Origin of the sequence: Kocuria rhizosphaerae, from assembly GCF_044462265.1 — a bacterium.
Lineage (GTDB): Bacteria > Actinomycetota > Actinomycetes > Actinomycetales > Micrococcaceae > Kocuria > Kocuria rhizosphaerae.
The window spans coordinates 1-11,795 of sequence record NZ_JBISWL010000025.1 but is presented as its reverse complement, the minus strand read 5'-3'; the positions used below and the strand labels follow the sequence as shown (position 1 = coordinate 11,795).

At 72.3% G+C, this 11,795-nt stretch carries 8 protein-coding genes; all 8 read left to right on the top strand.

Annotation, left to right across the window (positions count from 1 at the left end):
* Positions 1–35 precede the first annotated feature (35 nt).
* The 8 genes from ACH9EU_RS03295 (at position 36) to ACH9EU_RS03260 (ending at position 11,793) form a co-directional block, all read left to right on the top strand.
* On the top strand, positions 36–407 hold the full coding sequence (locus ACH9EU_RS03295; protein ID WP_396412511.1) for a holo-ACP synthase: 372 nt from the start codon (positions 36–38) through the stop codon (positions 405–407).
* On the top strand, positions 404–1,972 hold the full coding sequence (locus tag ACH9EU_RS03290) for an NAD(P)H-hydrate epimerase (protein WP_396412510.1): 1,569 nt from the start codon (positions 404–406) through the stop codon (positions 1,970–1,972). Before ACH9EU_RS03295 ends, ACH9EU_RS03290 begins: the two co-directional genes overlap by 4 nt.
* Before the next feature lie 134 nt (positions 1,973–2,106).
* A complete protein-coding gene (glgX, locus tag ACH9EU_RS03285) occupies positions 2,107–4,293 on the top strand; it encodes a glycogen debranching protein GlgX (RefSeq protein WP_396412509.1) in 2,187 nt (728 codons plus the stop codon).
* A gap of 84 nt (positions 4,294–4,377) precedes the next feature.
* Positions 4,378–6,735, top strand: a complete 2,358-nt coding sequence (treY, locus tag ACH9EU_RS03280; protein ID WP_396412508.1) for a malto-oligosyltrehalose synthase — start codon at positions 4,378–4,380, stop codon at positions 6,733–6,735.
* A 5-nt stretch (positions 6,736–6,740) separates the two neighbouring features.
* Positions 6,741–8,615 (top strand): malto-oligosyltrehalose trehalohydrolase, encoded by a 1,875-nt coding sequence (gene treZ / locus ACH9EU_RS03275; RefSeq protein WP_396412507.1) that lies wholly within the window; start codon positions 6,741–6,743, stop codon positions 8,613–8,615.
* 92 nt (positions 8,616–8,707) lie between these two features.
* Complete coding sequence (gene mgrA / locus ACH9EU_RS03270; protein ID WP_396412506.1) at positions 8,708–9,790, top strand: L-glyceraldehyde 3-phosphate reductase; 1,083 nt, start codon at positions 8,708–8,710, stop codon at positions 9,788–9,790.
* 20 nt (positions 9,791–9,810) lie between these two features.
* Positions 9,811–10,542: a LysE family transporter gene (locus ACH9EU_RS03265; protein WP_396412505.1), complete on the top strand. Its 732-nt coding sequence runs from the start codon at positions 9,811–9,813 to the stop codon at positions 10,540–10,542.
* 165 nt (positions 10,543–10,707) lie between these two features.
* Positions 10,708–11,793: an inositol-3-phosphate synthase gene (locus ACH9EU_RS03260; RefSeq protein ID WP_396412500.1), complete on the top strand. Its 1,086-nt coding sequence runs from the start codon at positions 10,708–10,710 to the stop codon at positions 11,791–11,793.
* The last annotated feature ends 2 nt before the right edge of the window (positions 11,794–11,795 follow it).

The window sequence follows — 11,795 nt, the reverse complement described above, 5'->3', positions numbered from 1 at the left end:
GGGGCGGCGGGCCGGCTGTCGTTAGGCTGGACCCCATGATCATCGGCACCGGCATCGACGTGGTGGACATCGCCCGCTTCGAGGCGCAGATCGCCCGCACCCCGGGCCTCGTGACCCGCCTGTTCACCCCGCACGAACGGGAGCTGCACGTGCGCTCGCTCGCGGCCCGCTTCGCCGCGAAGGAGGCCGCCGCGAAGGCCCTCAAGGCCCCTCCCGGGATGATCTGGCAGCACTGCTGGATCGAGAACGACCCCTCCGGCGCCCCCGTGCTGTGCACCGAGGGCACCGTGGCGGAGGAGGCCCGCCGCCAGGGCATCGACCGGTGGCACCTCACCATGACCCACGACGGCGGCATCGCGATGGCCATGGTCATCGCCGAGCGCACCGGGGACGGGGGCCGGCCGTGATCGAGGCCTGGACCGGGGCCCAGGTCCGCGAGGCGGAGAGGCCCTTCCTGGAGCACGGCGACGGCCCGGCCCTCATGCGCCGCGCCGCCCACGGCCTCGCGCTGGCCTGCGCGCAGCGCCTCCGGGAGCGGCGGGACCGGGTGGGCGGCTCCCGGGTGGTCGTGCTCGCCGGGACGGGGAACAACGGAGGGGACGGGCTGTGGGCCGGCGCGGAGCTCGCCCGGCGCGGCGCCGGCGTGCTCGCCGTGGCGGTCGGCGACCGGCTGCACGCGGAGGGGGAGGCGGCCCTCGTGGCCGCGGGCGGACGGACGCTGCACGCCGAACCGGGCTCGGCCGCGCTGGAGCGGGCCGTCGACCACGTGATCGGGGCGGACCTCGTGCTCGACGCCGTGCTGGGGACCGGCGCTCGGGGCGGGCTGCGCGGGGCGGCCGCCGAGATCGTGCGCACGGTCCGGGACCGGTGGCCCGCCGTCGGAGGCCCGGTCGTCGTCGCCTGCGACATCCCCTCGGGGGTCTCCGCCGACACGGGGGAGGTCTCGGGGGACGTGCTGCCCGCGGACCTGACGGTGACCTTCGGCGCGGCCAAGGCCGGGCAGTTCCTGCCCCCGGGCGAGCAGTGGTGCGGGCAGGTGCGGACCGTGACCATCGGCATCGAGGACGCCCTGCCCGCCCCGGCGCTCCGGCGCCTGGAGCCCCACGACGTCGCAGCGCTGTGGCCGCGCCCCTCGGCGGTCTCCCACAAGTACTCCCGGGGCGTGGTGGGGGTCGTCGCCGGGTCGCCCACCTATCCCGGCGCCGCGCTGATGTGCACGCGTGCCGCCGTGGACGCCGGCGCCGGGATGGTCCGGCACCTGGGCGACGCCGCCACGCGCTCGCTCGTGTGCCTGAACAGCCCCGAGGTCGTGGCCTCGGAGGACCACCCGGCGGACGTGCACGTCCAGGCGTGGGTGGTGGGGCCCGGGGCCGTCGGGGAGCCGGCGCAGGAGCAGCGGATCGACGCGGTGCTCGCCGGCGACCTCCCCGCCGTCGTCGACGCCGGCGCGCTCACCGCGGCGGCGCGCGCCGCCGCCGAGGGGTCCCTGGGCCGGGGAAAGGTGCTCACGCCCCACGCGGGCGAGCTCCAGCAGGTGCTCGCGTGGCTCGCCGCGCTCGGCGGGGAGGGGGACGCCCCGGACCGGGAGTCCGTGGCGCGCGAACCCGCCCGGTGGGCCGGACGGGCGGCGGAGGCCACGGGCGCCGTCGTCGTCCTCAAGGGCGCCACCACGGTCGTCGCCGCCCCCGACGGCACCCTGCTCTCCCAGGCGGACGGCAGCCCGTGGCTCGCCACCGCGGGCAGCGGGGACACGCTGGCCGGCGTCATGGGCGCCGTCCTCGCCGCGTGCGCCGGGCACCCCGACGCCTTCGCCGCGGCGGGGGAGTGGGCGCGCGGGGACGCGCGCCTCGCGGTGGCCGCCGCGCTCGCGGTGGCCGTGCACGGGTACGCCTCCACGGTGGAGGGGACGGGGCCCGTGCCGCCCACGGTGCTGTCCGGCAACGTGCGGAAGGTCCTGCGCCGGGACGAGTGACCACGCGCCCGCAGGAGCGGTCCCGGGTGCCGCGGACCGCCGAGGGTCCCGGACCCGGCTAAGGTTAAGCCCACTTGCCCCATACCCAGCCCGCTGACGGTGACCCCTGCCCGGCGGTACGACAGGAGATCCCTATGGAAGTCTGGCCAGGTCAGCCATACCCCCTCGGTGCCACGTTCGACGGCACCGGCACGAACTTCGCGCTCTTCAGCGAGGTCGCGGAGAAGGTGGAACTGTGCCTCTTCGACGAGGACGGCACGGAGACCCGGATCCAGGTCGATGCCCAGGACGGATACGTGTGGCACTGCTACCTCCCGACCGTCCAGCCCGGCCAGCGCTACGGCTACCGGGTGCACGGGCCCTGGAACCCCGCCGAGGGGCAGCGCTGCAACCCCTCCAAGCTGCTGCTCGACCCCTACGCGAAGGCCGTCTCCGGGCAGATCGACTGGGCGCAGCCGTTGTTCTCCTACAACTTCGGCGACGAGGACTCGTTCAACGACGAGGACTCGGCTCCGCACATGGCGATGGGCGTGGTGATCAACCCCTTCTTCAACTGGGAGGGGGACCGCCGGCCCCGCACGCCCTACCACAAGTCCGTGATCTACGAGGCGCACGTCAAGGGACTCACCCAGCTGCACCCGGAGGTCCCGGAGGAGATGCGCGGCACCTACGCGGGGGTGGCACACCCCGCCGTGATCGCCCACCTGCAGAAGCTGGGGGTCACGGCGATCGAGCTCATGCCCGTGCACCAGTTCGTGCAGGACAGCACCCTGCTCGAGAAGGGCCTGCGCAACTACTGGGGCTACAACACGATCGGCTTCTTCGCCCCGCACAACGAGTACCACTCCACCAACGACCTCGGCGGCCAGGTGCAGGAGTTCAAGGCCATGGTGCGGGCCCTGCACGAGGCGGACATCGAGGTCATTCTCGACGTGGTCTACAACCACACCGCCGAGGGCAACCACCTCGGCCCCACCCTGTCCATGAAGGGCATCGACAACCAGGCCTACTACCGCAGGGTCGAGGGTGACGAGAAGTACTACATGGACTACACGGGGACCGGGAACACGCTCAACGTCCGCCACCCGCACTCGTTGCAGCTGATCATGGACTCCCTGCGCTACTGGGTGACCGAGATGCACGTGGACGGGTTCCGCTTCGACCTCGCCTCGGCGCTGGTCCGTGAGTTCTACGACGTCGACAAGCTGGCCACGTTCTTCGAGCTCGTCCAGCAGGACCCGGTGGTGTCCCAGGTGAAGCTGATCGCCGAGCCGTGGGACGTCGGCCCCGGCGGCTACCAGGTGGGCAACTTCCCGCCGCAGTGGACCGAGTGGAACGGCAAGTACCGGGACACGGTCCGCGACTTCTGGCGGGGCGAGCCGGCGACGCTGGGGGAGTTCGCCTCCCGCATCACGGGGTCGGCCGACCTCTACGAGCACAGCGGGCGCCGCCCGTTCGCGTCGATCAACTTCGTCACCGCCCACGACGGCTTCACGCTGCGCGACCTCGTCTCCTACAACGAGAAGCACAACGAGGCCAACGGGGAGGACAACAACGACGGGGAGTCCCACAACCGCTCGTGGAACTGCGGCCTGGAGGGCCCCACCGACGACCCGGAGGTGCTCGCCCTGCGCTCGCGCCAGCAGCGCAACTTCCTCGCGACCCTGCTGCTGTCCCAGGGCACACCCATGGTCGTGCACGGCGACGAGCTCGGCCGCACGCAGAACGGCAACAACAACACGTACTGCCAGGACAACGAGCTCTCGTGGATCAACTGGGACACCATGGACGGTCCGCTCACCGAGTTCGTCGCGGCCGTTGCGCACCTGCGCCACGAGCACCCGACGTTCCGGCGCTCCGAGTTCTTCGACGGGCGGCCCGTGGAGATGGACGCCGACGACAGCGGCCGCCCGATGCCCGACATCGCGTGGCTGAACACCGACGGTGCGCCGCTGAAGCCGGCCGACTGGGACGAGCCGCTCTCCCGGTCCTTCGGCATGTGGCTCAACGGCAACGGGATCGCCGGCGTGGACATGCGGGGGCGTCCCATCACGGACGTGAACTTCATCGTGTACTTCAACTCCAACCCGGACGCCGTCAAGTGCAAGCTGCCGCCCGTGCGCTACGGCAAGCGGTGGGAAGAGGTGATCGACACGGCCGGCAAGTACGCCGACGGGCAGGTGCGCCGCGCCCGCACCACGATCACCCTGGAGGGCAAGTCGATGGTCGTGCTGCGCGCCTACGAGGCCCCCGAGGAGGAGCCCGACGCCTCGGTGGCCGCCTCCGTGGCCGCGTACGCGAAGGCGCCGCAGGACCAGTGACCTGACGCCACCAGCAGGCTGTCGACCCGGACACGGGTCGACAGCCTGCTGGCGTTTCGGCGGTGGTCCCGACAGACTGGTGCCGTGCGCACTCCGACATCGACCTACCGACTCCAGATCACCTCCGACCTCACGCTCCAGCGGGCGGCCGGGCTCGTGGACTACATCCACGACCTCGGCGCGGACTGGATCTACCTCTCACCGATCCTCCGGGCCGTGGCCGGCTCCGAGCACGGCTACGACGTCGCGTCCCCCGCGGAGGTGGACCCGGCCCGCGGGGGACCGGAGGGCCTGCGGGTGCTCGCCGACGCGGCCCACGCGCGGGGCATGGGGGTGCTGGTCGACATCGTCCCCAATCACCAGGGAGTGGCCGTCCCCGAGCAGAACCCCTGGTGGTGGTCCCTGCTGCGGGAGGGGCGCGACTCGCCGTACGCCCGGGCCTTCGACGTGGAGTGGGAAGCCGGCGGCGGCAAGGTGCTGATCCCCGTCCTGGGCGACGGCGACGGTGAGCTGGACCGGCTGCGGATCCAGGACGGCACGCTGCGCTACTACGACAACGTCTACCCGCTGGCCGAGGGCACGTGGACGGACGGCGATGACCCGCGGGAGGTGCACGCCCGGCAGCACTACGAGCTGATCCACTGGCGGCGCGGCGACGCCGAGCTGAACTACCGCCGCTTCTTCACGGTGGCCACGCTGGCCGGCGTGCGCGTGGAGGACCCGGAGGTCTTCGCCGAGTCGCACGCCGAGGTCAAGCGGTGGATCGACGAGGGCCTCGTCGACGGGCTGCGCATCGACCACCCGGACGGGCTGCGCGACCCGAAGGATTACCTCGAGCGGCTGCGGGAGCTCACCGGCGGCGCCTACGTCGTCGTCGAGAAGATCCTGGAGCCCGGCGAGCGGCTGCCCCGCGACTGGGCCACGCAGGGCACCACGGGCTACGACGCGCTCGGGGTGGTCGACCGCCTCCTCACGGACCCCGCCGGCGAGTACGCGCTGACCAGCCTGGACGCTCGGCTGCGCGGCGGGGAACCCGTGCACTGGGACGAGCTGGTCCACGGCACCAAGCGGGCCATGGCCGACGGCGCGCTCCGGGCCGAGGTCCGGAGGCTCGCCCGCACCGTGCCCGCCGACGCCGGCCTCGGCCACGACGAGGCGGTGGACGCCCTGGCGGAGGTCCTGGCGAACTTCGCCGTCTACCGCAGCTACCTGCCGGAGGGCGCCGAGCACCTGCGGGAGGCCCTCGCGGCCGCACGGGAGCACCGCCCCGACCTCGCCGGCGCGATCGAGATCCTGGGCGGGCTGCTCGGGGCGCAGGCACGGAACGGGACGGAGCTCGGCGAGCTCGCCCGCCGCTTCCAGCAGACCTCCGGGATGGTCATGGCCAAGGGCGTGGAGGACACGGCCTTCTACCGTTTTCCCCGGCTCACGTCCCTCACGGAGGTGGGCGGGGATCCCTCGCACTTCTCGACGACGCCGGAGGAGGCGCACGCCGAGTTCGCCCGCCGGGCCGCCGAGGAGCCCCTGGCCATGACCACGCTGTCCACCCACGACACGAAGCGCTCCGAGGCGGTGCGCGCCCGGATCACGGTGCTCGCCGAGACGGCCGAGCAGTGGGCCGACGTGGTCGGGAACGTGAAGCGGCTGGCGGAGAAGGCCGGCACGACGGTCGGGGACGGGCCGCTCGTCAACCTCGTGCTGCAGGCCGTGGTGGGCGCCTGGCCGATCTCCCAGGAGCGCGTCCTCGACTACGCGCTCAAGGCGGCCCGGGAGGCCGGGAACTCCACCTCGTGGGTGGACGGTGACCCGGCCTTCGAGGACCGTCTCGCCCGGTTCGTGGAGCTCGTCCTGCACGACCCCCAGATGCGGGCCGTCGTGGAGGGCTTCGCCCAGCACGTCACCGAGGCGGGCTGGGTCAACGGCCTCTCGGCGAAGCTCGTCCAGCTCACGATGCCCGGCGTCCCCGACGTGTACCAGGGCGCGGAGCTGTGGGCCGAGTCCCTCGTGGACCCGGACAACCGCCGTCCCGTCGACTTCCGGGACCGGGCCGAGAAGCTCGCCCGGCTCGACACCCCCGTGGGCGGCACCGCCGACGGCATCCCCGCCGTGGGCCCGGACGGGGCCGCGAAGCTGCTCGTGACCAGCCGCGCCCTGCGCCTGCGCCGCGACCACCCCGAGCTGTTCACGGGCTACACCCCGCTCACGGCCTCCGGGCGGCTCGCCGGCCACGTCTTCGCCTTCGACCGCGGGGGCGCCGTGACCGTGGCGACGCGCCTGCCCCTGGGCCTCGCGGCCCGGGGAGGGTTCACCGGTGAGACCCTGGACCTGCCCGGCGGGCATTTCGAGGACGTGCTGACCCGCCGCCCCCACTCGGGCACCGTGACGGTCTCCGAGCTGCTGGCCGACTACCCCGTGGCGCTGCTGCGCCGGAAGGACGACTGACACCCGTGAACACCCGGAAACACCTCAACCGCTTCGACGTCTGGGCCCCGCACGCCCGGAGCGTGACCGTCCGGATCGAGGGCGTCGACCACCCCATGATCCCCGCGGCGTCCCTGCCCGAGGGATCACCGGCGGGCACGGCCGCCCGGCGGGAGGACTGGTGGACACTGCCGGACGACGCCGACGTCCCGGCCGGGACGGTGCGCTACGGCTACCTCCTGGGCAAGACCTTCGACGAGGGAAGCCCGGAGGAGCGGTCGCAGGTCTCCGACGTCCTGCCGGACCCGCGCTCGCGCCGTCAGCCGCAGGGTGTGCACGACCTCTCCTGCACGTTCGACCCGTCGGCGCACGAGTGGGGCGACACCTCCTGGACGGGCCGCACCCTCGCCGGATCCGTGATCTACGAGCTGCACATCGGCACCTTCACCCCCGCCGGCACGCTCGACTCCGCGGTCGAACGGCTCGACCACCTCGTGGAGCTCGGCGTCGACTTCGTGGAGCTGCTGCCGGTCAACGGCTTCAACGGTGAGCACAACTGGGGCTACGACGGCGTGCTGTGGTACACGGTGGCCGAGTCCTACGGGGGGCCCGCCGCCTACCAGCGCTTCGTGGACGCCTGCCACCAGCGCGGCATCGGGGTGATCCAGGACGTGGTCTACAACCACCTGGGCCCCTCCGGCAACTACCTGCCGCTGTTCGCGGACTACTTCAAGCCCGGCTCGAGCACCTGGGGCGACCTCATCAACCTCGACGGCTGGGGCTCCGACGGCGTGCGCGAGTACATCCTGGACAACGTGGAGATGTGGCTGCGCGACTACCACGTGGACGGGTTCCGTCTCGACGCCGTGCACGCCCTGCAGGACCACCGTGCCGTGCACCTGCTCGAGGAACTCTCCGAGCTCGTGGACCGGATCGGCGTCGAGACCGGCCGGCCGCTGTTCACCATCGCGGAGTCCGACCTCAACGACCCCCGGATGATCACCCCCACCTCCGCCAACGGGATGGGCATGACCGGGCAGTGGCTCGACGACTTCCACCACGCCGCCCATGTCGCCCTCACCCGCGAGTCGCAGGGCTACTACGGCGACTTCGCCGCCCTCGCGACCCTGGAGAAGGTCATGCACGAGGCCTTCTACCACGACGGAACCATGTCGGTGTTCCGCGGGCGGCACCACGGACGGCCGATCGACAAGCAGCGCCAGCGCCCGTGGCAGTTCGTCACGTGCATCCAGAACCACGACCAGATCGGCAACCGGGCGGCGGGGGACCGGATCAGTGACGCGCTCACGCCCGACCAGCTCGTCCTCGGCGCCACGCTGCTGCTCACCCAGCCCTACACGCCCATGCTCTTCATGGGCGAGGAGTGGGGCGCCTCGACCCCGTGGCAGTTCTTCACCGACCACCCCGAGCCCGAACTCGCCCAGGCCGTGGCCACGGGCCGGAAGGCCGAGTTCGCCTCCATGGGCTGGGACGAGTCCACCGTCCCGGACCCCCAGGCGCCCACGACCTTCACGGACTCCAAGCTCGACTGGAACGAGCTCGAGCGCGAGGACCATGCCCGGGTGCTCTCGGCGTACCGCGAGCTCATCGCGCTGCGGCGCGCCGTGCCCCAGCTGACCGACCCGCGGTTCGGGACGATCGGCACGGACCTCGACGAGGACGCCCGCTGGTTCGTCCTGCGCCGGGCCACCGCGCCGGGCTCGCCCCACGGCGTCGCGGTGCTGATGAACTTCGGCGTCGAGCCGGCCCGGCTGCCCGTGCCGGGCCGGGCGGAGCCCGAGGTGCTGTTCGCCTCCGGGGAACTCTCCCTGGAACCGGGCGCCGACGGCGGCGCGCTGGCGTCCCTGCCGGGTCACGGCGCGGCCGTCGTCCGGTACTGACCGGACCCCGTCCAGGCCTGTCGACGCCGCTCCGCCGCCCCGTCGCACCGCGTGCCGACCCCGTCTTCCTGCCCGCCCACCGAAAGGCCGCCGTGCTCACCTACGGACCCGACGCCCACTACGTCCCCGCCGAGAACCGCTACGAGACCATGCCCTTCCGCCGACTGGGGGAGTCGGGGCTGAAGCTGCCCGTCATCTCCCTGGGGCTGTGGCACAACTTCGGCGACGACAAGCCGCTGGCGACCCAGCGTGCGATCCTGCGCCGGGCCTTCGACCTGGGGGTGACGCACTTCGACCTCGCCAACAACTACGGCCCTCCCGCCGGCGCCGCCGAGCTGAACTTCGGGCGGATCCTGCAGCAGGACTTCGCCCGGCACCGGGACGAGCTGGTGATCTCGTCGAAGGCGGGCTGGGACATGTGGCCGGGCCCGTACGGGTTCGGCGGGTCCCGGAAGTACCTCGTCTCCTCCGTGGACCAGTCCTTGCGCCGGATGGGCCTGGACCACGTCGACATCTTCTACCACCACCGCCCGGACCCGGAGACCCCGCTCGAGGAGACCATGCGGGCCCTCGACCACATCGTGCGCTCGGGCCGGGCGCTCTACGCGGGGATCTCGTCCTACAGCGCCGAGCTGACCGCCCGCGCCCAGCAGATCATGCGGGAGCTCGGCACTCCGCTGGTCATCCACCAGCCGTCCTACTCGATGCTCAACCGGTGGATCGAGGCCCCCGGCCCGTCCGGGACGTCCCTGCTCGGCGCGCTCACGGAGGCGGGGATGGGCTCGATAGCGTTCACCCCCCTGGCCCAGGGCATGCTCACCGCCCGGTACCTCGACGGCGTCCCGGAGGGCTCGCGGGCCGCCGCGGAGAAGTCCCTGGACCCGGGGTGGCTCACCGACACGACGCTGGAGAAGATCCGGGGGCTCAACGACATCGCCGCCGCGCGGGGGCAGAGCCTGGCCCAGATGGCGATCGCCTGGGTGCTGCGCGAGCAGGCCGTCGGCCAGGTCACCACCGCCCTCGTGGGCGCGTCCTCGCCCGAACAGATCCAGGACAGCGTGGGGGCCGTGCACCGGCTGGACTTCACGGAGGAGGAGCTGGCCGAGATCGATCGTCTGGCCACCGACTCGGACATCAACATCTGGGCGGGCGCGACCGAGTCCAAGCACGAGTGAGCGGTCGGGTGCGGTAGTCCGTGGAGACATCCCAGTACCTGGCTCTGCTCGGCCTGTGGATCGCCGGGATCGTGGCGCCCGGACCGGACATCCTGATGATCCTGCGCAACGCGTCGCTGGGGTCGCGGACCGCCGGGGTGCTCACCGCTGTGGGCGTGATGACCGGCAACCTCGTGTGGATCACGCTCTCGCTCACCGGTGTCACCGTGCTCATCGGCAGGGCGGACGAGCTGCAGCTGCTCGTGCAGGTGGGCGGGGCGCTCTTCCTGGGCTGGCTGGGCGTGGGCGGGATCCGGGCGGGCCTGGCCGCGCGGACGGCTCCCGCCGACGCGGTCCCCGACCCCGTTCCCGACCCGTTCCCCGGCACCTCCGCGGCGGACGCCGGGGAGCAGGCGAGACACACCCGGACGGAGCCGGTTCCCGCCGGGGACCCGGTGGTCCCCGGCCGGAACCCCGGCCCGGCCCGTGCCTTCACGCTGGGGCTGGTGACGAACCTGTCCAACGCGAAGGCCATCGTGTTCTTCGTGGCCCTGTTCGCCAATGTCGTCCCCGCGGACGCCGTCTGGTGGGAGACCGTGCTCGTCTTCGTCCTTCTCGTGGCCGTCGGACTGGCCTGGTTCACCGCCGTGGCATGGGTGGGCTCCGTCGAGCGCCTGGCCACGAGCTTCCGCCGGCACGGCGCGGCCGTGGAGCTCTCCTCCGGCGTCCTGTTCCTCGTCCTCGCGCTGGGGCTGCTCGTCAGCGCGCTGTGACGGCTTACCCGCGGCCGGGGGCGTCCTGCCGGGCACGGTGCGGAGCGGCTCCGACCGGGGACTAGAATGGCTCGCTGGGCCCTCACCGCTCATGCCCCGCGCCATCTGACGCACGGTCGGCGTGCGCCGGGCGCGGCCCCGACGACCGACGACCCAAGGAGTACCGTGTCCCATCATCCGATCCGAGTGGCCATCGCCGGTGTCGGCAACTGTGCCTCGTCCCTGGTGCAGGGTGTGCACTTCTACGCCGATGCCGATCCTGCCGGTGCCGTGCCCGGGCTCATGCACGTGGTGTTCGGCGACTACCACGTGTCCGACGTGCAGTTCGTGGCCGCCTTCGACGTCGACGCGGCGAAGGTGGGGCGGGATCTGTGCGAGGCGATCTCCGCCGGGCAGAACAACACGCTGTCCTTCGCGAGCGTGCCGCACACGGGGGTGACGGTCCAGCGGGGTCCGACCCTGGACGGGCTGGGCGACTACTACCGGGCGGCGGTGGAGGAGTCGGGCGCTGCGCCGGTGGACGTGGCGGCGGCGCTGCGGGAGGCGGAGGTGGACGTGCTGGTGTCCTACCTGCCGGTGGGCTCGGAGGAGGCCGACCGGTTCTACGCCCAGGCGGCGTTGGAGGCGGGGGTGGCGTTCGTGAACGCGCTGCCGGTGTTCATCGCCTCCACCCCGGAGTGGGCCCAGCGGTTCGCTCAGGCGGGGGTGCCGATCGTGGGTGATGACATCAAGTCCCAGATCGGGGCGACGATCACCCACCGGGTGCTGGCCAAGCTCATGGAGGACCGCGGGTACGTGCTGGATCGGACCTACCAGCTCAACGTGGGCGGGAACATGGACTTCATGAACATGCTGGAGCGTTCGCGGCTGGAGTCGAAGAAGATCTCCAAGACCCAGGCGGTGACCTCCAACGTGGTGCGGGAGTTCGGGACGAAGGACGTGCACATCGGCCCCTCGGACCATGTGCCGTGGTTGGAGGACCGGAAGTTCGCGTTCGTGCGGCTGGAGGGTCACGGGTTCGGCAACGCCCCGATCTCCCTGGAGTACAAGCTGGAGGTGTGGGACTCGCCGAACTCGGCCGGGGTGATCATCGACGCGATCCGGGCGGCGAAGATCGGGGCCGACCGCGGGATCGGGGGGCCGCTGACCTCGGCCTCGGCGTACTTCATGAAGTCCCCGGCCGAGCAGCTGGCCGACGACGTCGCCCGCACCCGCCTGGAGGAGTTCATCCGCGGCGACCGCGAACGCTGACC

What these genes read in the sequence shown, in the direction of transcription:
- glgX (WP_396412509.1), top strand. Translation starts at nt 2,107, where the DNA reads ATGGAAGTCTGGCCAGGTCAGCCATACCCCCTCGGTGCCACGTTCGAC.
- ACH9EU_RS03295 (WP_396412511.1), top strand. Translation starts at nt 36, where the DNA reads ATGATCATCGGCACCGGCATCGACGTGGTGGACATCGCCCGCTTCGAG.